Genomic DNA, 22,094 nt, shown 5'->3' with positions numbered 1-22,094 from the left:
CGGATTGATTGACGGCGTTCAGATCGTCAGGCCGCCGTCCACGACGATGCACTCGCCGTTGGTATAGCTCGACGCATCGGAGACGAGATACAGCACCGTGCCTGCCATTTCGCGCGGCTCGGCATGACGGCGCAGCGGGATCTTGCCGATCGCGTGTTCGTAGAGCGCCTGATCCGCGAACAGCGCGCCCGCGAAGCGGGTTTTGGTGAGACCCGGCAACAGCGCGTTGACGCGGATGCCCAGCGGCCCGCACTCTTTGGCGAACGCGCGCGTCATGTTCACGACGCCGGCTTTGGTGATCGAATAGATGCCTTGCCGGTCGCCCGGTTGCAGCGCGTTGACGGATGCCGTGTTGACGATCGCGCCGCCGCCGTGCTCGCGCATGAGTTTGCCTGCCTCTACCGACATGAAGAAATAGCCGCGCAGATTGACTTCGACGGTCTTTTCGAACGAGGCGAGATCGGTGTCCAGAATATGGCCGAAATAGGGATTCGCGGCGGCGTTGTTGACAAGAATGTCGAGCCGGCCATGACGCTCGCGAATATGGCCGAAGATCGCGTGAATATCCTCGATGCGGCCCACGTGGCAGGCGAAGGCCTCGGCGCTGCCGCCGGCTTCGCGAATGCCGCGCGCCACGGCCTCGCAATCGTCGAGCTTGCGGCTCGAAACGATCACATGCGCGCCCTGCTGCGCAAGCAGTCTGGCGATCTCCTCGCCGATGCCGCGGCTTGCGCCCGTGACCAGCGCGATCTTCGATTTCAGATCAAACAGATTAGTCATCTTGATTAACCTCGATATTGCCTGAGCAGATTGGATATGACGCCAGATTCAAATTAGTTCGACGCCCATTTGCGCCAGTGGCCCCGCCATTTCGCCTACCTGACGCGCCTTGTCATTCGACGCATTACCGCCAAGCGCGCGCTTTTTCACGCCCTGCGCGATCGACGCCAGACGGAAGAAACTGAAGGCCAGGTAGAAGTTCCAGTTTTCGATCGCGTCGATGCCGCGCAGGCGGCAGTACTGCGCGACAATCGCGTCTTCGCCCGGCACGCCCAGCGCGGCGCGCTCCAGGCCCGCCAGCCCGGCGATATGGCCTTGACGCGGCAAGCGCAGACACATGCAGAAGTACGCGAGATCCGCGAGCGGATTGCCGAGCGTGGACAGTTCCCAGTCGAGCACCGCGCGCACGCGCGGCACGCCACGCTCGAATATGAAATTGTCGATGCGGAAGTCGCCGTGCACGAGCGTCGGCTTGCCGGATTCAGCAGGGCAATGCGCGGGCAGCCACGCGATCAGCTTTTCCATGGCGTCGAGATCGTCGGTCTGCGCCGCGCGATATTGCGCAGTCCAGAGATCGATCTGGCGTGCGAAGTAATGGCTTGCGCGACCATAATCAGACAAGCCCACGGCTTCGACATCCACGTCGTGGAGCGCCGCCATGGTTTCGATCAGGGCATCGTAATATGCGCCACGCCGCTCGACGCTCAATTCGGGCAACGCCGGGTCCCAGAAGGTTTCGCCGTCCTCGTAGCTCATCACGTAGAACAGGCTGCCGATAACGTCGCGGTCCTCGCACAGATGCAGCGCCCGCGCGACCGGCACCGGCGTCTCACGCAGCGCCGCGAGCACGCGGAATTCACGGTCCACCGCATGCGCGGACTTGAGCAGCGTGCCCGGCGGCTGCCGCCGCAGGACGTAGCGGCCGCCCGGCGTCGTCAGCAAAAAGGTGGGATTGGATTGACCGCCTGCGAACTTCTCGATGGTCACCGGCCCCTGCAAGCCGGGTACATGAACTGCCAGATAGCGCGTGAGGGTGTCGACGTCGAATTGAAGTGGGTTATTCATACTGCGTAAGTGCAAATCAGCCATAGGTGACGAGCTTGCGGCGCTCGGCGCGTTCGAGATGGGGCAGCGCGTTGAAGCCGACCAGCGACATCGCGCTGTCGTTGAAGACGTACTGGCTCACGCTGCTGTTGCGGATCTGCATATTGAGCGCGATCGCGGCGGAAGCCGGCGCCTCCAGGATCTGTTGCGTGAACACCGCGATGGCGCCGCCCGAACTCACCGCCAGCACGCGCTTGCCGCCCATGCGCTGAATCGCCGCTCTGGCGCGCGCTACGCGTGCCTGGAACTGCTGCCAGGTTTCGGGCAGATCACCCGGCAGACGGTCTTCCGACCACAGCCGCAACGCGTGTTTGAGCGCCTTGTAGAAATGTTTGACGTTGCCGTCGGCGGGCGCGGGCGGCATGAGGCCGCTCGATTCGAGCGCCGCGAACAGGGCGTGAAAGTCGTATTCGTTGAGATCGGCGTCCTGCACGACGTCGATTTTCGGGGCGCGCATGCCTTCGAGCAGCGCTTCGGCGGTTTGCTCGTGGCGGCGCATCGTGCCCGTCACGATGCGGTCGAACTGCATATCCGCCTGCGCGAAATATTCGCCGAGCCAGTTCGACTGGATGCGCCCGGAGGGCGACAATGCGTCGTAGTTCTGGGCGCCCAGCGACGCCTGCCCGTGCCGTACCAGATAGAGATCCGCCATGCCGTCCTCGCGTGAAGATGGCTGAAACGATAGCGGGCTCTACGGCATTCAGGAAGTTTATTCTATTTATATCCAGCAATAACTAACGGTGATGACCGAAGGGCTGCAGGTTCTTCTTGCGCATCAAGCGCGCAATCTGCTCGCGCAGCCAGCGGTGAGCGGGGTCGCCCGACACGCTGCGGTGCCAGTAGCCGTGGGATTCGAGGTCCGGCAGATCGAAGGGCAGCTTGAGGATTCGTGCGTCGTAGCGCTGCAGGAGCGTGAGCGGCGCGGTCAGCGCCAGATCGGTGCGCATGGCGATCAGCGGCGCGACCAGATAGTGCTGCACGCGCGTGAGAATGTTGCGGCGCTGACCGAGTTTGTTGAGTTCCGTATCGACGAGACCCGAACCCTGCCGGCGGCTGGAAACGTGGATATGACCGAGGCTCAGGTAGTCGTCGAGCGTGAGCTTCTTCTTCGCGAACGGATGGTCCTGGCGCACGAGGCACGCATAGCGGTCGCTGCCGAGCGGCGCCTGCTCCAGTTGCGGATCGTCGATCAGCGGCGCGTCGATCGCCAGCTGGACTTCGCCGCTCGCCAGCGCCTCGGGCACTTCGCGGCGCGTCGTGAAATAGCTTTCGATGCGGATGCCGGGCGCGAGGCGCTGCAGCACCTCTTCGAGCGCGGGCAGCAGCAGCGCCTCGGTGAGGTCGTTCATGCTCAAGCGGAAGGTGCGCTGCGAAGTCGCCGGATCGAAACGCTCACCCGCGTGCGTGCTCGAATCGAGCAATTGCAGCGCCTCCCGCACGCGCCCGATGATGTTCTCCGAAACGGGCGTGGGCACCATGCCCGCCGGTGTGCTCACGAACAGCGGATCGTCGAAGGTCTTGCGCATACGCGCGAGCGCATTGCTGACGGCGGGCTGCGTGACGAACAGCAGCTCCGCCGCGCGCGTGAGATTGCGCGTGCGATAGACCGCTTCGAAAACAATGAAGAGATTCAGGTCGATCCTGGAGAGCGGCATGCGGACTGGTTCCGGAGCGTGGGGCGGAGGGGAGCGTATGGCGAGCGCGAATAGTCGTGATCGTAATCGGGCGCGGCGTTGAGAGAAATAGGTGAGTCCATCTGTTGGAATCGATGGCCGCGAGACTCGTGGATGAATGCTCCATCGACGTTGTCCGCGATTGGCCCCGCGATGAAACAGGCTCCACGCCTGCCATTCTTTTCATGCCTGGACCGAGCGCGCGACATGTTCACGTAACCATCGATGCGCGGGATCGCGATGTACCCGTTTATGCCAGAGCATGAGCATCTCGAAGCCCGGTAACTCAAGAGGCGGCTCGACAACCTGAAGCGCTTTGTTCTCGCGTACCAATCGCGAAGGCACCATCGCAACGAAATCGGTATTCGCCAGTACCGACACGAGAAAGAGAAAGTGCGGTACGGACAGCGCCACGTTTCGCGACATGCCCCTGTCGGCCAGCGCAGTATCGGTTGCGCCAAGAAATCCGCCGCCATCCGGCGAGACGATCACATGATCCAGTTTGCAGAACTGTGCAAGCGTAGGACGTCTCTTCAGTTTAGGATGCCCGACGCGGCTCGCCAGCACGTAGCGTTCGGTGAACACCGATCTTTGGTGCAGATCCGTTGGCGCTTCCTCTGCGATATGAAAGGCCAGGTCGATGCGGCCTTGCTCGACCTCGCGCGCCAGCGCCGACGGAGTCAGTTCGAAAATGGCCAGGCGCGTGCCGGGCGCTGCTGACCGCAATCCGGCCAATGCCGGCAACACGATCGTAGACTCGCCATAGTCGGATGCCGCGATGCGCCAGGTCCGGCTCGCATGAGCGGGATCGAATGGACTGGCAGGCGCAACTGCCTGCGCCAATGATTCCAGCGCCTGACGCAGTGGCTCGCGCAGTTCGTCGGCCCGCGCCGTGGGTCGCATCCCTCGCGGGCCGGGCAGCAGCAACGGGTCTTCAAAAACTTCGCGCAACCTTGCAAGCTGGACGCTCACAGCGGGTTGCGAAAGGTGCAGCCGCGCGGCCGCGCGCGTCACATGATGCTCCGATAGCAAGGCATCGAGCGTGACCAGCAGATTGAGGTCGAGGCGTCTCAAGGAATTGTCCACGGCAATACCTGGAATTATTGAAATTCATTTCCAATATACCTTGGGCAGACCTATCGTGCCTGCATTGACCTACCGAGAGCGACCCGCGCAATGAATGTTCTTCTTGTCCACGCCCACCCAGAGCCTACGTCTTTGACCAGTCATCTCGTCGAAATCGCGGATGAGGTGTTGCAGGCTCAAGGTCACGAGGTCATAAAATCCGATTTATACCGCATGCAATGGAAGGCCGTGTACGACGATCAGGATTTTCCCCGTAGAGCCAATAAGGCTCGCCTGTCCTTTATCGAAGAATCGGGACACGCGTTTGCCAATGGCTATCAGACTTCCGACGTCGAAGAGGAGCAACGGAAGATTTTGGCTGCGGATGCGGTGATTCTGATATTCCCGCTGTGGTGGTTTAGCATGCCCGCGATCATGAAAGGATGGGTTGATCGGGTGTGGGCTTTCGGTCTCGCCTACGGCTATCAGGGCGCGGGCAATACCTATCGCTATGGCGAAGGCGGATTCGCGGGAAAACGCGCGTTGCTGGCCGTCTCCGTTGGCGGCCCGGAGCAGGACTATTCCCCTCGCGGCATCAACGGACCGTTGGAGCAATTGCTCTTTCCCGTCACGCATGGCACTTTATTTTTTACCGGCATGCAAGTGTTGCCGAGCTTCGCTGTATATGGAACGGGTCACATGGATACTGACAGGATGTCCAACGCGGTTGCGGCATGGCGCAACCGCCTGGAGCGACTATTCGATGATGAGCCCATTGCTTTTCGTCCACAGAACGGCGGCGCGTATTCGAAAGAGCATGTTCTTGACGACAGCATCGCACCGAATCAGAGCGGCCTGATGGTGCACATCGCCGATAATGTCGGGCCTAATGGATTAACGGAAAGCTTTGACTCACTCGTTGCTACTCTCAGGACTGGCGTAACGGACGACGCGCAGGAAAGAATTTAGTGGACGTTGACTCTCCTGAATCAACGGATGTAGCCAACACCAATGCAAAAAGCCCACTTCGGTAAAAACCGAAGCGGGCTTTTTGCTGATACTACCTGAGCGGCTTATTCCTTATCGGTATTCAGCAGCGGCAGTCCCGAATTTTCGCCGCCGCTCAGCAGACCGACCTGCGAGTACACGCGCAGCTTGTCGCGCGTGTCGGTGATGTCGAGGTTACGCATCGTGAGCTGGCCGATACGGTCGCGCGGCGAGAACGTCGATGCCACCTTCTCCATCGACAGGCGTTCCGGCTGGTACGTCAGGTTCGGCGACTTCGTGCTCAGCAGCGAGTAGTCATTGCCGCGGCGCAGTTCGATCGTCACTTCGCCCGTGATCGCGCGCGCGACCCAGCGTTGCGCCGATTCGCGCAGCATGATCGCCTGCGGGTCGAACCAGCGGCCTTGATACAGCAGGCGGCCCAGTTTGCGGCCGTTTTCGCGGTACTGCTCGATGGTGTCTTCGTTGTGGATGCCCGTCACGAGGCGCTCGTAGGCGATGTACAACAGCGCCAGGCCCGGGGCTTCGTAGATGCCGCGCGACTTCGCTTCGATAATGCGGTTCTCGATCTGGTCGCTCATGCCCAGGCCGTGACGCCCGCCGATGCGGTTCGCTTCCAGCAGCAGTTCGACGGCGTTCGCGAAGGTCTTGCCGTTGAGCGCGACCGGCTGGCCTTCTTCGAAGCGGATCGTGACTTCTTCGCGCTCGACCTTGACGTCGTCGCGCCAGAACGCCACGCCCATGATCGGGTTGACGATCTTGATGCCCGATTCGAGGCTTTCCAGATCCTTGGCTTCGTGGGTCGCGCCAAGCAGGTTCGAGTCCGTCGAGTAGGCCTTCTCAGCCGACATCTTGTACGCGAAGCCCTGCTGGTTCATGAACTCCGACATTTCCGCACGGCCGCCGAGTTCGTCGATGAACGTCTGGTCGAGCCACGGCTTGTAGATCTTCAGATCCGGGTTGACGAGCAGGCCATAGCGGTAGAAGCGCTCGATGTCGTTGCCCTTGTAGGTCGAACCGTCGCCCCAGATGTTCACGCCGTCGTCCTTCATCGCGGCGACGAGCATCGTGCCCGTCACGGCGCGGCCCAGCGGCGTCGTGTTGAAGTAGGTGACGCCGGCGGTCGAGACGTGGAACGCGCCGCTTTGCAGCGCGGCGATGCCTTCGGCAACGAGCTGCGCGCGGCAGTCGATCAGGCGCGCGCCTTCTGCGCCGTATTCGGTCGCGCGGCGCGGGATCGCGTCGTAATCTTCTTCGTCGGGCTGGCCGAGGTTCGCCGTGTAGGCGTAGGGCACGGCGCCTTTCTTGCGCATCCAGACCAGTGCGGCGCTGGTGTCAAGGCCGCCGGAAAACGCGATGCCGACTTTCTGGCCGGTCGGAAGAGATTCGAGAATCGTGCTCATGGTTGTTCATCCAGTCTATGCATTGACCCGCCGCCGCTAGTGCTGCAACGGGTTTGAAAGTGGTCGGGCCGCCCAGGGCGCGCCGCCGAAAGTCGGTCGCGCGAGCCATACAGTTTAGCCGATCGCGCCCTGCCCTCCGGCGCTGCGGCGGCGTTGCGCCCAGCGCTCAACGGTTCCAGCGCCCTCGTCGATGCGTCCCCATCATGCCTTCCGCGCCATGGCAGGCAGCGAAAAAGGTCGGGATCAGCTCGGCGATCCTGCAAGGAACCAAGGATTTTAAAGCCTTTCGGACATTTCCCGAACCATTTCAGCGGTTTTCGGGCAAAACGGGCCGTGCGGACGGGGTTTTGGGCACGCTGGAAGAGACGATCCGGGCCGATCCGGGAAAGGGCACGATCGCTGGACAAAAAACAAACGGCCGACGCTACGCGCGCCGGCCGTTCGTTGTCCGTTGCCTGGGCAACAGTCTTTATTCCGCGTACTCGCGCACGCGCTGCACCGAGCCCATGCCGAGCGCCTCCTGCTCTTCACGCTTGCGGGCAGGCCTGGCGGCAAGCCGCGCCGTCACCGGCGTGGCGGCCGCCGCAGCCGCCGCCCGGCCGCCGCGCACGAAGCGCCGTCCTTGCGGGCCGTACACGGCGTCGGGTTCCGGCACCAGCCACAGCAGCGCCAGATACAGCACGCCGCCCACGATGAACGACACTGGCACGCTCAGGTCGCAGCCGCCCGCGAGGTTGCCCAGCGGCCCGACGAACTGGCCCGGCAGGTTCACGAAGGACAGGCCGAGGAACGCCGCCGGCAGCCATGCGCCCATCGCGCGCAGGTTCCAGCCGTGCGTGAACCAGTAGTGACCGCCCCGGCCGCCGCGGTTGAACACCTGCAGATCGTCGGCGAGATAGAAGCCGCGGCGCTGCATATAGCCAATCACCATGATCGCCATCCACGGGCAGCTGAACGTGCAGATCAGCGTCGAGAACGTCGACACGCTCTCCACGAGGTTGAACGCGAAGCGGCCAATGAAGATGAACGCGATTGCCAGCGTGCCGATCAGCAGCGTGGCGCCCACGCGGTTGAGGTACTTGGGGAACATGCTCGACATGTCGAGGCCCGTGCCGTAGAGCGCGGTCGTGCCCGTCGACATCCCGCCGATGATCGCGATCAGGCACATCGGCAGCAGGAACCAGCGCGGCGACACCGCCAGCAGGCCGCCCACGTAGTCGTTCGACGTGATGAAGCTCGGCGCGTGCGTGGCGATGATGGTCGCCGTCGCGAGGCCGAAGAAGAACGGCACGAAGGTAGCGATCTGTGCGGCGTACACGGCACCCATGACGCGGTAGCGCGGCGTGGTCTGCGGAATGTAGCGCGCCCAGTCGCCCAGCGTCGAGGCGAACGAAACCGGGTTGCTCAGCGCCACCAGCACCGCGCCGATGAAGGCGGCCCAGAAGCCCGCGCTGCCTTGTTGCAGCGTGCCCGCGTAGTGGACGTCGAAGGTTTTGGCGAACGCGAACACGCCGACCACGAACATCAGGCTCGCGGCCCACACGGCGATCTTGTTGACCCACAGCATGAAGCGAAAGCCGTAGATGCACACGACCAGCACGAGCACGGCGAACACCATGTAGGCCACGCCCAGCGTCCAGCCGTTCTGCGGCAGGCCCACCATGTTATGCGCGCCGCCCACGAGCGCGTCACCCGAACTCCACACCGCAAGCGAGAAGAATGCAACGGACGTGAGGATCGCGAGGAACGACCCGACGATCCGGCCATGAATGCCGAAGTGCGCGCCCGAGGACACCGGGTCGCTCGTGCCGTTGCGCGGGCCGAACGAACTCATCGGCGCGAGAATGAAAGTGCCGGCAAGCACGCCGATCACGATCGACCACAGGCTGGCCTTGAACGACAGGCCGACGAGCACCGGAAAGGCGCCCAGCACGGAGGTGGAAAAAGTATTGCAGCCGCCGAACAGCAGCCGGAAAAGATCGATGGGCCGCGCGTAGCGCGACTTGTCGGGGATTCGTTCGAAACCGAAGGTCTCGATTTGCGTGATGCTGGTGTTGTCTGCCATGTTGTCTCACTCCTTGGGGCCTGGGCGTGGCTTGCGCCTTGCCGGTATCCCGTCGCGCGGTCAGATCCGCGCACTGTCCTCATCTCTGGCGGCCACTCTAAAGCACTCGAATGCGCGCCATATTGCGTATTTCAAACGTTCACTTCATGCGCGGCCAATGTTTGTTCACACCGGTCGTTTTCGTTGCGCGCGCATCTAAACCCATTACCTTTCCAGTGTTCTTCTGCGCGCTTCAAGCGCACGCGCGCTCCTCCACGTTTTGGGCGCCATATACGTTGAGCAGATCGTCGCAGAACGCACGCACGATGGGCTTGTCGGCGGCGCCGCGTTTAACGGCCAGATGCAAGGGCACGTCGAAGCCGAAAGCCGTGCGCCCGAGCACGCGGATCAAGCCACGCTGCTCGAACGGCTGCGCATGATGTTCAGGCAGATAGCCGATGTGGCTGCCGGACAGGATCAGCACCGTGGCCGCGTCGATGCTGTCCGCGATCGCCGTGACCTGGCGCTCGCCGATGCTCGCCAGCTCCTCGGGCACGGGATAGCTGCGCCAGATCCAGTCTTGTACGCGCAGATCGTCGAGCGTCACATGCGGCCCTTCGTGGAAGAGCGGGTGCCCGCGTCCGCAACAGATCACCTGGCGCTCGCTGAAAAGCTCCGTATAACCGAGCCCCGCCACGCGATGCCAGAAGTAGCCGATGGCCAGATCGAGCTGCTGGTTCACGAGGCTTTCTTCAAGCTCCTGCGGCGGCGCCACGCGCATCGCGAAGCGCACGGCCTGATCGCGTTTGCGGAACGCGCCGATCGCTTCCGCGAGCCGTGCGTTCTCGACATGCGAGGCCTGCCCGATCAGGCCGATCGAAAGCGTGCCCACGAGCTTGCGGTCGATGTCGCGCACCTGGGCAACGAACTGCGAAGTCGCGGCCACCAGCGCGCGCGCCGAGCTGACGAAGCGCTCGCCCTTCGAAGTCAGGCGAAAGCCGCCGCGCCCGCGCTCGCAGAGCGTGAAGCCCACGCGCGCTTCCAGTGCGGAAAGCTGCGAGCTGATGGTGGACTGGCGCACACCGAGCGTCGCTTCGGCGGCGGTGATGCCGCGCGCGTCGACCACGGCGAGGAAGACCCGCACGAGGCGCAGATCGAGGTCGGAGGTATTGGAGAACATGCCGCTTTGAATCACTACCCGCGTTACTTCGGCGGCGCCCTGCCGATGCGAGGCGCCGCGCTCACATCACATCGGAAAACCCAGCGCCTTGATGCCCTTGATCCAGGCGCGCTTCCAGCCGCCTTCGTCGTCCGCGCCGTCGAAGGCGTGGAAGGTGACCTTGGCCGCCAGCCAGCGCACCGGCTCGGGCGGAATATAGGTCGGGCTGAGCTTCGCGATATCGAGTTCGCGTTCCGGGCTGTCGCGATCGAACAGCAGGTTCAGGCCCATGAAGGCGCCGAAGCGGCTGGCCGCCACCCCAAAACCCGTATACCCCGCGACGAACACGGCCTTTTCGCCGAGATAACGTTTCGCGAACACGGAGCCACGCGAGCAGTAATCGATCGGACCGCCCCAGGCATGTGAGAAACGCACGTCCGCGAGTTGCGGGAAGGTCTTGTAGAACGCCTGCGCGAGTCGGTAATAGGTTTCGCGCTGTTCGTCCTGCGCAGGATTCGGATCGCCGTCGAAGTGATAGCTCACCAGCCCGCCGAAGATAATATTGTTGTTCTTCGTGAGGCGGAAATAATTGAGCTGCGTGCGCGTGTCGTAAATGCCCTGACGGTTCTTCCAGCCGATGCGCGCGAGTTGCTCGTCGGTGAGCGGCTCGGTCGCGAGCACGTGATCGCGCACCTGCAGAACACGCCGGTTGATATCCGCGATGCCCACTTTCGCGGTGCCGCTGCCGAACAGCACGCGCGGCGCACGCACGCTGCCTTCGGGCGTCTTCACGAACACCGTCTGTCCTTCATCGGTGACGGTAACGAGCGGGCTGTGTTCATAGAGCCGCACGCCCAGCGAGAGCGCCGCGCGCTTGAGGCCCCAGGCGAGCTTCGCCGGATGCACGATGCCGCTGCGGTTGCGCGACCACAGCGCGCCCGCGAACAGCGGCGAATCCAGTTGCTCGCGCGTGGCCCGGGCGTCGAGCAGTTCGACGTTATGGCCGTATTCCGTGTGCAGATCGTAGTCGGCTTGCAGGTGCTCGACGTGATCCGGGTCGACCGCCACCGTCATCTCGCCGTTCCACTCGATATCGGCGTCGATGTTGTAGCGCTTGAGCGTTTCTTCGAAACCATCCAGATTGCGATGGCCGAATTCTTCCAGTTGCGCGATGTCGTTCGGGAACACGCGCACCGCGTTGGGCAGGCCGTGCATCACCGAAGTCGAAATGATGCCGCCCGCGCGGCCCGAAGCGCCGTGCGCCACGCGCCCCGCTTCGATCACCACCACGTCGAGTTCGGGCATCTGCTCCTTGGCCTGCACGGCGGCCCACAGGCCGGTGAAGCCGCCGCCCACGATCAGCAGATCGGCGCGGGTGTCTTGCGTGAGTTTCGGCTCGGCGGGCGGTTGCGCCGGATTGTCGAGCCAGTAGGGAGAAAGTTTGGTGCGCGAGAGCGCTTCTTCCACGCCCAAGGCAGCGGGGTTCCGCGTCGATTCGCGTTTGGCGGCCGGTGCGGATGCACCCATGCCGGCTTCGTAGAGTTGCGCGCTGTCGCTCATGATGGCTTCACTGCATAAAGCGGGGGACGGCGCCGCGCCAACCGCCTGAAGCGGGCGGCGCGGCTTGCGATCGGAATCGCCGGGTATTTATTGCTGCGGTTCGAGCAGAACGTAGAACTTCTTCGCGTCCGCGATCGTTTCCCACTTGCCCGCAAAGCCCTTCGGCAGCAGATAGCCCTGGCCGGCCGAGAACTCCTTGCGCGCGCCGTTCACGTCGGTCAGCGCGATCTTGCCTTCGACGAGCCAGCACGCTTCGTCGGCGCCCGTTTCGGGAAACTCGACCGAACCGACCTTGCCTTCCCAGAAGCCGATCACGTAGTTGCCGTTGGTGCCTTCGGCCGCGCGCCAGTCGCCTTCGTCCATGCCGTATTCCAGCTTGGTGTATTCGCCCAGACCTGCGCCCAGTTCCTTGATGTCCTGAATCAGCTTGCTCATGGTTATTCCCGTTTGTTCCTGTATTAGACGTCGTTGCCGACGTATGCATTGAATCGGTGCGGCAATGTTGCCGGGTCTGGCTGCCCCGGTATGCCCCCCCTCAAGGGGGGCAAGATGCGTTTCGCGTGATTGCGCCCATTCGATCTGACGCTTTTTCGGACCCGCATTGGCAGGCCGAGGCGCTGGCCGATCATGTCGGCTAAAACCCCTGAAAACCCCGTCTAACGGGGCATGCAGCCCTTCGGCTATAATGATTTGGCCTTTAAATCTGGGGCACGCCATGCTGATTCCCGTACCCCCTCAAGAACAATCCAGTTTCCCGCTGTCGTTCAAAACGCTCGGCAACGTCATCGAAGCCGTCGGCACACCGGATTTCGTGCCGCGCCTCACGCTGCTGCTCAATGAAGTGGTGCCGCTGAACGTCGTCCATATCGAGCGTTCGCGCGCGGACAGCAACATGCCCAACGGCTTTCGCTGCGAGTGGGTGGGCAGCGGCGGCGTGGGCATGGACTCGGGCACGATTTCCGACGTCATGACGCTCTACTACGATCGCTTCTACGAAAGCGATCCGTTGTTTGCGGGCATACGCGGCAAGATCGGCACGATGCTGGTGGTGCGCGATATCGGCGCGATTCCTCCCGGCGAATTCCGCCAACGACTTTTCGACGAAGCGCTGATCGCCCACGAATGCGTGCTTGCGCGCGGCACGCGGCACGCACAGCACTCCATCGCGCTTGAGCGCGCGTTGCACGCGCCGCCGTTTTCGCTCGCGGAAATGAACCGCTTTCGCCATGTGAGCGACTTTCTGTTTCCTCTGCTGGAACTACATGCGTCCACCAGCGCGGCCCGGCGCGTCGCGCATCCCACCTCGTATCTGCACCCGCTCGCGCAGTTCGATGCGCGCATCGCGGCGGATGGCGTGAAGCTCTCCAGGCGCGAATACGAAATCTGCGCGCACCTCATTACCGGCAAGACCGTGCCCGAGGCGGCGCAGATTCTTGGCGTGCGCACTGCCACGGCGGAGTCCTACGTGAAGCGCGCGTTCGCGAAGCTCGGCGTGCGCACGAAACGCGAACTGATCGGCTGGGGGCATGCTTCCCCTTGCCTCGCAACGCTGTAAAGGCCCCTTCGCATCGATTGCAATCGATGTGAACATCTCAACTTCGTAATTCGCGCGGCGCCCGGCTCGCCTACCATCGCCCGATCGCTTTACTGCATCGCTTGATAGCACTTAACGATCGGAGACACCCACATGCAACGCGAACTCAACCAGCCGCTGGGCGGCAACGACATGCCGCGCTTTGGCGGCATCGCCACGATGATGCGCCTGCCGCAGGCCGACACGACCGACGGGCTGGACGCCTGTTTCGTGGGCGTGCCGCTGGATCTTGGCACCTCGAACCGCTCGGGCGCGCGCTTCGGACCGCGCCAGATCCGCTCGGAATCCGTTCTGCTGCGCCCTTACAACATGGCGACGCGTGCGGCTCCGTTTGATTCGCTGCAGGTGGCGGATATTGGTGACGTCGCAACCAATCCGTACGATTTGAAGGATTCGATCCGGCTGATCGAAGAGGCTTATGACGCGATTGTCGCGAATGGCTGCCGGCCGATTACGCTGGGTGGCGACCATACGATTGCGTGGCCGATTTTGCGGGCGCTGCACAAGAAATACGGCAAGGTTGCGGTTGTGCACGTGGATGCGCATGCTGACGTGAACGACACCATGTTCGGCGAGAAAATCGCGCATGGGACGCCGTTTCGGCGTGCGGTGGAAGATGGGCTGCTTCAGTGCGATAAGGTTACGCAGATTGGCTTGCGCGGCACGGGTTATCACGCCGATGATTTCGATTGGTGTCGGAAGCAGGGTTTTACTGTCGTGCAGGCTGAAGAGTGCTGGAATAAGTCTCTTGCCCCGCTGATGGCTCAAGTGCGTGAGCGGGTGGGTGATACGCCTGTTTATCTCAGCTTTGATATCGATGGGCTTGATCCGGCTTTTGCGCCGGGGACTGGGACGCCTGAAGTCGGCGGTCTTACTGTGCAGCAAGGGCTGGAGATCGTTCGTGGGATGAAGGGGCTTAATGTTGTGGGTGCTGATCTTGTCGAGGTGTCGCCGCCTTATGATCAAGCCGGTACTACCGCTCTTGTCGGCGCTAATCTTGCGTTTGAGATGCTTTGTGTTATGCCTGGTGTTAATTATCGGTAGTCCTCTTTTTTTGGCATTTCCTTGAGTTCGTGGTGGTCTGCCAGGGTTGCCCCTGTGCGGGGCGGCACTCACTTTCTTTGCGGCGGCAAAGAAAGTAAGCAAAGAAAGCCGCTCACACCGCCAGTGTGACGCCGTCCACCACTAACCTTGCAGCGGAGTGGTGACTGGGCATTGCTCGCTTATCGCGCCTTAAATCGGAGTGACAAAGGACTCATTCATCCCGCTGCTCGCTACGCGCGCAGCGGTTGGGTCTGCCAGGGAAACCAACGGTGCCCCGATGGTTTGCGGTTATGCCCGACGGGGCGCGCAGCGCCCCCGGATGGGCGGGCGTCTCCACTCTGTTATACGGCGCGTGGTGCGGGCGCTGCCCAGTCACCACTCCGATGGTGGGCCAGTGGTGAACGGCGTCACACTGGCGGTGTGAGCGGCTTTCTTTTGCCTACTTTTCTTTGCCGCTGCAAAGAAAAGTAGGTGCCGCCCCGCACAGGGGCAACGCTGGCAAACCACCGCGAAAACAAGGAAACGCGACAACACAAACCACACGAATCAAAGAATCAAAGAATCAAACCGGAGACAAACCCATGACCACATACATCACCGAAGACAAACCCTTCAAACTTCCCGCAGCGACGATCGCAGGCCACGCAAAGCACAACGACCCCAGCGCAACCTCAACCCCGATCCACAACGCCTCAACAGGCGCCATAATCGGCTGGCAAGAACACGCAACCGCAGAGCAGATCGACGCAGCCGTGCGCGCCGCCCACACGGCGCTCCCAACCTGGCGCACCACAACCCCCAGCACCCGCGCCAAGCTACTAAAAAAAATCGCAGAACTAATCGAAGCAGACCGCGAACGCCTGAGCGCAACGCAAATGCAGGTAAGCGGCAAGCCCCCATTCGAAGCGAACCTCGACGTAAGCGACGCCGCCGCGACCTTCGACTACTACGCGGGCCTCTGCGCCGACACCACCACCTTCGCCCCTGAACAACTCAAACTCCCCGACGACACCGTAACAGGAGAACGCTACTACGAAGCCGTAGGCGTAGCCGCCCTGATCGTGCCGTGGAATTTCCCGATGGTCACGACGGCGTGGAAGATCGCGCCCGCGCTAGCCGCAGGCTGCACCATAGTGCTCAAACCGTCGGAATTCACCTCCCCGATCGAGCACATGCTGGCCGAAATCATCGCCGAAGCAGGCGTGCCCGATGGAGTCGTGAACCTCGTAAACGGCGGCGGCGCAGTAGGCGCACAACTCACCGCCCATCCGCTCATCGACAAGATCTCGTTCACGGGCAGCACGGCATCCGGCAAGAAGGTAATGCAGGCTGCGGCGCAGGACATGAAGCGCGTGACTCTAGAACTGGGCGGCAAATCGGCGCTGATCGTGCGCGCCGATGCCGATATCGAACGCGCGGTCTCGCTCGCAGTGGGCGGCGCGTTCACGAACGCCGGGCAGATGTGCTCGGCAACGGCGCGCATCCTCGTGCACGACGACGTCTACCGCAAGTTCATGGCCGCGTTCGAAACGGCCGTGCGCGCGATCGTGGTCGCGCCGCCCGCGGGCGACGATGTGGCGATGGGGCCGCTCGTCTCGGCCGCCCAGCGCGAGCGCGTGCAGGCGCTGCTGGCGCAAGGCGTGGAGACTGGCGCATCGGTGGCGTTCTGCGGGCAACTCGACACGGCCTGCGCCCAGGGCTTCTTCATGGCGCCCGTCGTGGTCGCCGAGCCGGCCGTGGACAACGTCCTGTGGACCGAGGAAGTGTTCGGTCCGGTGGCCTGCGTGAAGTCGTTCCGCACCGACGAGGAAGCCATCACGCTCGCCAACGACACGCGTTATGGTCTGGTGGCCACCGTCGTGACCGCCGACCCCGACGCCGCGCGCCACTACAAAACGCAACTGCGCGCGGGCCTCGTGTGGATCAACACGCCCCAATTGATCTTCCCGCAAGTCTGCTGGGGCGGGCTGGGTTTGAGCGGCATCGGGCGCGAACTGGGTCTCGCCGGGCTGCGCAGCTATCAGGAACTGCGCCACGCGTTGACCGATGCCAATTGAAGATCGGGTGGCCTGACAGCCTCCAAGGTTCCTTCCGCCAGTACAACAGCTCCGCCGGACTCTCTCGGGTCCCGCGCGTCCGTCACGCCGCCACCAGGCAGCGTGACGCTCCCCGCTCGTCGCGCAACTGCGCAACACTGATTTCGATTCAGCAGACTCGGCCTCGGGCAGCTCATCGCCGACGCAGGTTGAGATGCACCTTCCTCGTGGAAGGCGCATTAGCGAGATGCTTAGAACAACGTGTGCAGGCCAATCCGCGCCGCGGTCTGATTTGCAGAACCAGATGCGCCATTCGCATCGAGCACGCCATTTATCTGCGCGTTCGCGCCGCTATTTGCGCGCTGGTAGTCGGCAGAAACGTAGACCATCGTTCGCTTCGTCAGCAGATATTGGATAGCGGCGCTGATCTGGTGAGCGTGATTGTTGCTCACGGCTTCGTTGCCCTTCATGTACATGTATTTCGCGCCGAGGAATAGGTCGGGCTGCAGCTTCCACACCCCGCCTGCTTCCGCCATCCACACGCCAGCACCGTTGAAGGAATTGTGGACGGTTGTCACGAGTGCCTTCGCAGTCAATGCACCGAGCGTGTAGTGCATCCCGGCGCCCCAGTTACGCACACTCGTCGAAGGCACACCAGCGGCTGGCCCGTATTTCTCGTTCGTATAAGCAGCACCCACGCCGAACGGCCCCAACTCGTAGTTGACCCCAGCGCTCACCGTGTTGTCCGCACCGACCGAACCCGCCACGCCGCCGAAGGCGTACATCACGCCCCCGGATAAGCCTGCGACGGTCGGCGAGCTATATTTGACCGAGTTCGCCACGGGCTTGCTTCCCGCTGTACGGTCCCAATCGAACGCACCCGTGGGATTGTCCGGGAGCGCCAGGCGTTGGAACGGGCCATTGCGAAACCCATAGAGGCCCGTCAGGTCCATTGAAATCGCGTTCCCTTTGGCAAAAAGCGAATCCACCATGAAATCGTACTGATTTCCGAGCGTAATCCCGCCAAAGCGGTCGCTCTCAATTCCGACGTAGGCGTTACGCGCGAAGATGCCGCCGCCAATGATGCTTCCATTCGCCATGGAAAACTGATTCACCAGCGCGAAGGTTGCCCGATATCCGCCACCGAGGTCTTCCACGCCACGGAAACCAAAAAGATTCGGAGTGAAGATGCCATCATCGAACTTGACGTTCTTCCCTCCGCCCTCGTTGCTTACATACGTTATCCCAGCGTCGATGAGGCCGAACATGGTCACGCTGCTTTGCGCCCACGCGCCTTGTGCGAGAGCGAGAAATACGACTGCTCCAAACCGTAGTTTCATCTTTTGTCTCCGTCGTTTTACGATCTTACATACTTCGTTATACTTATCATTTTTTGCCAACATAGCCGCACTGCAATCCTCATCACATGCGGAGAGAGAGTGACCGATATCAGCGGTCACCCTGCTACAACGCTTCAAATTAGATAGCTTTTCTCAAGCTTTGACGAAAACGACCCATGCATCGGAGTCAATTTCCACTTGAACGGCATCCAGGGACGCCCCCCTGCATGGCCCGTCAATGCACTTTCCATCGTCAAACCTGAACAGCGCACTATGGTGAGCACACATCAGAACCTGAGACCGATAGCAGGAGACGTTTCCCGGGACAAAATCCAGGGCTACGGAGAAATGGGGGCAACGATTGACGTAGGCCCATACCTTATCGCCTCGCCTGACAACGACGATGGGGCGGCCTGCTGATTCCTCGTCGATTACGCGAGCACCGCCGTCGGGCACTTCGTCGAGGCGACATAGCTGACTTGCGCTCATCACTAGACCCGCTGCTCAGGATTTCCGACGCTCCAATCCCACGGTCGAACCTCGACTCGCGAGAACAAGCCTTCTTTCATGTACGGATCCTCTCCAACGAACCGCATTACCGCATCGATGTCGTCCGCTTCTACGACGAGAAGCGTGCCGTTCATCGCATTGCACAGGGGTGCCAGCGTGGGGCCGCCCAGGCGTACGAAGACGCCGTGCTGGGACGCACTGCGCAAGTAAGTCCGATGGCTGGGCCGCACACGCTCACGGACCTCGCGCATGTCCGGCTTGTCGGTGGCAAAGACTGCGAAATAGCGACGCATGATTCAGCTCCGGTCAAGCACGAAGTCGTAATTCGCCTCGCGATACGGACCACGCAGGTTAAAACGACGCGCGAGTTCATCGTCCGCCGGGCGCTCGCGGTAAGAAACCATCAGCGAAGGCTTGACCCCGAAAACCGCATCCGACTCAAGATACTTGTCGTCTTTGTCGAACAGATGCGTTACGAGCGTTCGATGTCCGGGCGCATCAATCATGAAATGCAGATGCGCGGGCCGCCACGGATGCCGGCCTGTCGCGTCGAGCATCTTGCCGACTGGACCATCCGTTGGAATCGGATAGCTAACGGGCAGAATCGTCGTGATTGCGTAGCGCCCTTCGGCGTCCGTGCGGTAGCGGCCACGCAGATTGCCGTGCGGCTGCTCGATGTCCTGCCCCGAGTACATGCCGTTCTCAGCGGTCTGCCATACGTCGAGCACTGCGTTGGCAATCGGCGTTCCATCGGTACTCCGCACCTGGCCACGGACGACAACGGGCGAGCCCGGAGTAAAAGCCATGTTCTCGCCGTACGCGCGCTCGGGCATGCCCTTGATGTAGAACGGGCCAAACACGGTCGTGTCCGTCGACCCGGTCGCGAACCGGTGGTTTATCGCGTCGACGAGCATGGAGACGCCGAGCGTGTCCGACAACAGGATGAATTCCTGACGCACGACGTCGTCGCACATCTTTCCCGTCTCGGTAAGGAAGCGGATGGCGGACATCCACTCCGCTTCTGTCGGCTCCGTTTCGCGAACAAAGGCATGGAGATGCCGCACGAGGCTCTGCATCAAGGTGCGCAGGCGCGCGTCCGGTGTGCTGGCGAAGCTGGCAACAACCTGCTCGGTCAGCCTCGCGTTGCTATCGTCGTGTTCGGTGGTCACCTCTGTCTCCATTTATGCTCGTGGCTGCCTGGCGAGCGCCTAGTGCGGCGCGCGCCCTTCCCACGCGTCCTGCAGCAGCTCACGAATCGCCGCGCGCTCAATCGGCCGCGGATTTGCATAGGGGTTCTTGCAGGCAATATCCGCTGCCTCGTCGAGACCGTCCTGCGGCATGCCGATATCTGCGAGCGCCCCGGAGAGGCCGAGCTTTTCGTTCAGCTTGAACAGCAACGGACCGGCCTGCGCCGCTTCGCTGCCGCCCAGCGCGCGTGCGACCCGGCGCAGCGCCTCGGGCGCGGCAGCGTGGTTGTAGTGCGCGGTATGAGGCAACATCGCCGCGTGTGTCTGCGCGTGCGGCAGATTGAATGTGCCGCCCAGGGTATGGCATAGCTTGTGGTGTATCGCCATGCTGACGGCGCCGAGACACGTTCCTGCGAGCCAGGCGCCGTACAACGCCCGGCTACGCATCTCGCGGTCGTCGGGCACGCTTACGATGACCGGCAGCGCTTCACCCAGCGCACGGATGGATTCCTCGGCCATCAGGCTGATGACTGGATTTGCGTCTTCAGCGTAGAGTGCCTCGACCGCGTGCGCCAATGCGTTGACGCCGGAGGCCGCCGAGATACTTGCCGGGAGCGACAACGTCAAGGACGGGTCATAGAGGACTGTGCGCGGCAACACCCGTGCATCGCGGCCCGTGCGCTTCAGACGGCCTTCCGTGAGGCCAAAAATCGGCGTCATCTCGGAACCGGCATAGGTCGTCGGCACCGCGAGGATGGGCAGGGACGATTCGAGTGCGATTGCCTTGCCCAGTCCGATGGTGGACCCGCCACCAATCGCGATGCAGCAGTCCGCATCCAGTTCGCGCGCCGTCTCGCGCGCCGCGCGGGCCACCTCCACCGGGACGTGCATGACAGCCTCGGCGCAAACGCCGGCCGCGCGCTCCCCGAGTACGTCCTTCACCTGCCCGGCAAGATGGCGCTGCTCAGGCGTTGACAGGATAAGCGCCCGCCGGGCGTCGAGTTTCGTCAACTCGTCCGGCAGCTTCGCGAGCGCACCCCATCCGAAAACGACACGCGAAGGGGTTCCCTGATAGACAAAGCGCTCCATGGAGACCTCAGCGCTTGAAGTGCGGCGGCACGTTACCGTCGACGTTGACCCACACCGAACGCGCTTCTGTGTAATCGTGCATCGCTTCAAAGCCCATTTCGCGGCCGTATCCCGACTTGCCGACACCACCGAAAGGGCTACCGGGATTCACGCGCTTATAGCAGTTAATCCAGCACATACCGGCGTTGATTTGTGACGCGGTCTTGTGCGCGCGCGAAAGGTCACGTGTCCAGAGGCCGCTGCCCAGCCCATATTCGGTCGAGTTCGCGATCGCCAGCGCTTCTTCATCACTGCCGAAGCGCAGCACCGTGACGAACGGGCCGAATACTTCTTCCTGCGCGATACGGTCGGACGCGCTCTTCGCTTCGATGACCGTCGGACGGACGTAGTAACCCTTGGCCAACGCGCTATCCTGCGGGGCGCTGCCGCCGGTGAGTACACGACCGCCCTGTTCGCGCGCCACGTTGACGAATGTCAGCACGCGGTCCAGATGCTGCTTCGACGTCAGCGGCCCCATTTCGGCATCGGGGTCGAGCGGATTGCCGACGCGGATGGACGATGCCAGTGAAACGAAACGTTCGAGGAACTCGTCCGCGATGCGTTCGTGCAGGACAAGACGCGAGCCTGCGATACATGCCTGCCCCTGGTTGTGGAAGATGGCCCACGCGGCCCCGTTGATGGCAGCGTCGAGGTTGGCATCGTCGAACACGATATTGGCGCCCTTGCCGCCGAGTTCCAGCTGCACGCGCTTCAGATTGCCCTGCGACGCTTCGACAATCCGGCGCCCGGTTGCGGTCGAACCCGTGAATGCGATTTTCCCTACGCCGGGATGTTCGGCGAGCCGCTGACCAGCGGTGTGGCCGTATCCCGGGACGATATTCACCACGCCTTCAGGGAAACCGACCTCAGCCATGAGTTCGACGATGCGCAACGTTGAGAGCGGCGTGATTTCCGATGGCTTGAGCACCACCGTGTTGCCTGCGGCGAGCGCCGGCCCCATCTTCCAGCTCGTGAACATCAGAGGAAAGTTCCACGGAACAATCTGGCCCACGACACCGACAGGCGCGCGCTGCACGTAGTTCAGGAAACCCGTTTCCACTGGAATCACCGAGCCCTGCAGCTTGTCCGCCATGCCGCCGAAGTAGCGGAAGCACGCGGCGGTACGCGGCACGTCGAGCGAGCGCGAATCGCGAATCGGATGGCCGGTATCGAGCGATTCGAGCTGCGCCAGTTCCTCGGCATTCGCTTCGATAGCGTCAGCCAGGCGCAATAGAAGCCGCCCGCGTTCCGATGCCGGCAACGCCGACCATTTCGGAAACGCGCGGGTTGCGGCTTCGACCGCGAGGTCGACATCAGCCGCGCTCGCTGCCGCGATTTTCGTGATGAGCGAGCCGTCGTGCGGGTTGAGCACGTCGATGGTGCCGCGGTCAACGGCGTCAACGAAGCGCCCGTCAATGAAGAGTTGGGTTTGCATGAATCTTCCTTGATTTATGGCTGGCTC

At 62.4% G+C, this 22,094-nt stretch carries 20 protein-coding genes; 4 read left to right on the top strand and 16 right to left on the bottom strand.

The genetic code is table 11. The annotated features are described in order from the left end of the window. Positions 1-18: 18 nt before the first annotated feature. The 5 genes from B0G62_RS21300 to B0G62_RS21280 all read right to left on the bottom strand — a co-directional run bounded on the left by B0G62_RS21300 (position 19) and on the right by B0G62_RS21280 (position 4,643). On the bottom strand, positions 19-780 hold the full coding sequence (locus B0G62_RS21300) for an SDR family oxidoreductase (protein WP_103706188.1): 762 nt from the start codon (positions 778-780) through the stop codon (positions 19-21). Positions 781-828: 48 nt separating this feature from the next. After that, complete coding sequence (locus B0G62_RS21295) at positions 829-1,845, bottom strand: phosphotransferase family protein (RefSeq protein ID WP_103706187.1); 1,017 nt, start codon at positions 1,843-1,845, stop codon at positions 829-831. 16 nt (positions 1,846-1,861) lie between these two features. Next, complete coding sequence (locus tag B0G62_RS21290; protein WP_103706186.1) at positions 1,862-2,536, bottom strand: histidine phosphatase family protein; 675 nt, start codon at positions 2,534-2,536, stop codon at positions 1,862-1,864. Positions 2,537-2,618: 82 nt separating this feature from the next. Further along, the gene (locus tag B0G62_RS21285) at positions 2,619-3,539 is read right to left on the bottom strand and encodes a LysR family transcriptional regulator (protein WP_103706185.1); all 921 of its coding nucleotides are present in this window, start codon (positions 3,537-3,539) and stop codon (positions 2,619-2,621) included. Positions 3,540-3,740: 201 nt separating this feature from the next. Then, on the bottom strand, positions 3,741-4,643 hold the full coding sequence (locus B0G62_RS21280) for a LysR family transcriptional regulator (RefSeq protein WP_103706184.1): 903 nt from the start codon (positions 4,641-4,643) through the stop codon (positions 3,741-3,743). Between the two features lie 90 nt (positions 4,644-4,733). Between B0G62_RS21280 and B0G62_RS21275 the strand changes: the two genes are divergently transcribed. Next, positions 4,734-5,591, top strand: coding sequence for an NAD(P)H-dependent oxidoreductase (locus B0G62_RS21275; RefSeq protein ID WP_103706183.1), 858 nt, complete (start codon positions 4,734-4,736; stop codon positions 5,589-5,591). A 104-nt stretch (positions 5,592-5,695) separates the two neighbouring features. On the opposite strand, the gene argG is transcribed toward B0G62_RS21275, so the two are convergent. The 5 genes from argG to B0G62_RS21250 all read right to left on the bottom strand — a co-directional run bounded on the left by argG (position 5,696) and on the right by B0G62_RS21250 (position 12,228). Next, a complete protein-coding gene (gene argG / locus B0G62_RS21270; RefSeq protein WP_103706182.1) occupies positions 5,696-7,030 on the bottom strand; it encodes an argininosuccinate synthase in 1,335 nt (444 codons plus the stop codon). A gap of 469 nt (positions 7,031-7,499) precedes the next feature. Next, complete coding sequence (locus B0G62_RS21265) at positions 7,500-9,095, bottom strand: purine-cytosine permease family protein (protein ID WP_103706181.1); 1,596 nt, start codon at positions 9,093-9,095, stop codon at positions 7,500-7,502. 232 nt (positions 9,096-9,327) lie between these two features. Beyond that, positions 9,328-10,254, bottom strand: coding sequence for a LysR family transcriptional regulator (locus B0G62_RS21260; protein WP_103706180.1), 927 nt, complete (start codon positions 10,252-10,254; stop codon positions 9,328-9,330). A gap of 66 nt (positions 10,255-10,320) precedes the next feature. After that, entirely contained in the window at positions 10,321-11,760 is a 1,440-nt protein-coding gene (locus tag B0G62_RS21255; protein ID WP_103706268.1) for an NAD(P)/FAD-dependent oxidoreductase, read from the bottom strand. 120 nt (positions 11,761-11,880) lie between these two features. Further along, entirely contained in the window at positions 11,881-12,228 is a 348-nt protein-coding gene (locus B0G62_RS21250; RefSeq protein ID WP_103706179.1) for a cupin domain-containing protein, read from the bottom strand. A gap of 280 nt (positions 12,229-12,508) precedes the next feature. Between B0G62_RS21250 and B0G62_RS21245 the strand changes: the two genes are divergently transcribed. From B0G62_RS21245 to B0G62_RS21235, 3 genes are all read left to right on the top strand, one after another. After that, entirely contained in the window at positions 12,509-13,348 is an 840-nt protein-coding gene (locus B0G62_RS21245; RefSeq protein ID WP_103706178.1) for a helix-turn-helix transcriptional regulator, read from the top strand. Between the two features lie 132 nt (positions 13,349-13,480). After that, positions 13,481-14,431: an agmatinase gene (gene speB, locus B0G62_RS21240; RefSeq protein WP_103706177.1), complete on the top strand. Its 951-nt coding sequence runs from the start codon at positions 13,481-13,483 to the stop codon at positions 14,429-14,431. Positions 14,432-15,012: 581 nt separating this feature from the next. Further along, the gene (locus B0G62_RS21235; RefSeq protein WP_103706176.1) at positions 15,013-16,488 is read left to right on the top strand and encodes an aldehyde dehydrogenase family protein; all 1,476 of its coding nucleotides are present in this window, start codon (positions 15,013-15,015) and stop codon (positions 16,486-16,488) included. Between the two features lie 230 nt (positions 16,489-16,718). On the opposite strand, the gene B0G62_RS21230 is transcribed toward B0G62_RS21235, so the two are convergent. The 6 genes from B0G62_RS21230 to B0G62_RS21205 all read right to left on the bottom strand — a co-directional run bounded on the left by B0G62_RS21230 (position 16,719) and on the right by B0G62_RS21205 (position 22,067). After that, on the bottom strand, positions 16,719-17,807 hold the full coding sequence (locus B0G62_RS21230; protein WP_103706175.1) for a porin: 1,089 nt from the start codon (positions 17,805-17,807) through the stop codon (positions 16,719-16,721). A 153-nt stretch (positions 17,808-17,960) separates the two neighbouring features. Next, on the bottom strand, positions 17,961-18,296 hold the full coding sequence (locus tag B0G62_RS21225; RefSeq protein WP_103706174.1) for a Rieske (2Fe-2S) protein: 336 nt from the start codon (positions 18,294-18,296) through the stop codon (positions 17,961-17,963). 2 nt (positions 18,297-18,298) lie between these two features. Then, positions 18,299-18,610 carry a YciI family protein gene (locus B0G62_RS21220; RefSeq protein WP_103706173.1) on the bottom strand — a complete coding sequence of 104 codons (312 nt, stop codon included), beginning with the start codon at positions 18,608-18,610 and terminating at the stop codon, positions 18,299-18,301. A 3-nt stretch (positions 18,611-18,613) separates the two neighbouring features. Continuing rightward, a complete protein-coding gene (locus tag B0G62_RS21215) occupies positions 18,614-19,486 on the bottom strand; it encodes an intradiol ring-cleavage dioxygenase (protein WP_103706267.1) in 873 nt (290 codons plus the stop codon). 39 nt (positions 19,487-19,525) lie between these two features. Beyond that, the gene (locus B0G62_RS21210) at positions 19,526-20,593 is read right to left on the bottom strand and encodes a maleylacetate reductase (protein WP_103706172.1); all 1,068 of its coding nucleotides are present in this window, start codon (positions 20,591-20,593) and stop codon (positions 19,526-19,528) included. A 7-nt stretch (positions 20,594-20,600) separates the two neighbouring features. Next, entirely contained in the window at positions 20,601-22,067 is a 1,467-nt protein-coding gene (locus B0G62_RS21205; RefSeq protein ID WP_103706171.1) for an aldehyde dehydrogenase family protein, read from the bottom strand. Positions 22,068-22,094: the final 27 nt, after the last annotated feature.

Source organism: Paraburkholderia eburnea (assembly GCF_002917095.1).
In the GTDB taxonomy this organism is placed as follows: Bacteria; Pseudomonadota; Gammaproteobacteria; order Burkholderiales; family Burkholderiaceae; genus Paraburkholderia; species Paraburkholderia eburnea.
The sequence above is the reverse complement of the archived record's forward strand: the minus strand, read 5'-3'. Positions and strand labels throughout refer to the sequence as shown.

Excerpts from the sequence above, each read along its gene's own strand:
- B0G62_RS21300 (WP_103706188.1), bottom strand. The coding sequence starts at position 780 with ATGACTAATCTGTTTGATCTGAAATCGAAGATCGCGCTGGTCACGGGC.
- B0G62_RS21295 (WP_103706187.1), bottom strand. The coding sequence starts at position 1,845 with ATGAATAACCCACTTCAATTCGACGTCGACACCCTCACGCGCTATCTG.
- B0G62_RS21290 (WP_103706186.1), bottom strand. The coding sequence starts at position 2,536 with ATGGCGGATCTCTATCTGGTACGGCACGGGCAGGCGTCGCTGGGCGCC.
- B0G62_RS21285 (WP_103706185.1), bottom strand. The coding sequence starts at position 3,539 with ATGCCGCTCTCCAGGATCGACCTGAATCTCTTCATTGTTTTCGAAGCG.
- B0G62_RS21275 (WP_103706183.1), top strand. The coding sequence starts at position 4,734 with ATGAATGTTCTTCTTGTCCACGCCCACCCAGAGCCTACGTCTTTGACC.
- argG (WP_103706182.1), bottom strand. The coding sequence starts at position 7,030 with ATGAGCACGATTCTCGAATCTCTTCCGACCGGCCAGAAAGTCGGCATC.
- B0G62_RS21265 (WP_103706181.1), bottom strand. The coding sequence starts at position 9,095 with ATGGCAGACAACACCAGCATCACGCAAATCGAGACCTTCGGTTTCGAA.
- B0G62_RS21260 (WP_103706180.1), bottom strand. The coding sequence starts at position 10,254 with ATGTTCTCCAATACCTCCGACCTCGATCTGCGCCTCGTGCGGGTCTTC.
- B0G62_RS21255 (WP_103706268.1), bottom strand. The coding sequence starts at position 11,760 with ATGGGTGCATCCGCACCGGCCGCCAAACGCGAATCGACGCGGAACCCC.
- B0G62_RS21250 (WP_103706179.1), bottom strand. The coding sequence starts at position 12,228 with ATGAGCAAGCTGATTCAGGACATCAAGGAACTGGGCGCAGGTCTGGGC.
- B0G62_RS21245 (WP_103706178.1), top strand. The coding sequence starts at position 12,509 with ATGCTGATTCCCGTACCCCCTCAAGAACAATCCAGTTTCCCGCTGTCG.
- speB (WP_103706177.1), top strand. The coding sequence starts at position 13,481 with ATGCAACGCGAACTCAACCAGCCGCTGGGCGGCAACGACATGCCGCGC.
- B0G62_RS21235 (WP_103706176.1), top strand. The coding sequence starts at position 15,013 with ATGACCACATACATCACCGAAGACAAACCCTTCAAACTTCCCGCAGCG.
- B0G62_RS21230 (WP_103706175.1), bottom strand. The coding sequence starts at position 17,807 with ATGAAACTACGGTTTGGAGCAGTCGTATTTCTCGCTCTCGCACAAGGC.
- B0G62_RS21225 (WP_103706174.1), bottom strand. The coding sequence starts at position 18,296 with ATGAGCGCAAGTCAGCTATGTCGCCTCGACGAAGTGCCCGACGGCGGT.
- B0G62_RS21220 (WP_103706173.1), bottom strand. The coding sequence starts at position 18,610 with ATGCGTCGCTATTTCGCAGTCTTTGCCACCGACAAGCCGGACATGCGC.
- B0G62_RS21210 (WP_103706172.1), bottom strand. The coding sequence starts at position 20,593 with ATGGAGCGCTTTGTCTATCAGGGAACCCCTTCGCGTGTCGTTTTCGGA.
- B0G62_RS21205 (WP_103706171.1), bottom strand. The coding sequence starts at position 22,067 with ATGCAAACCCAACTCTTCATTGACGGGCGCTTCGTTGACGCCGTTGAC.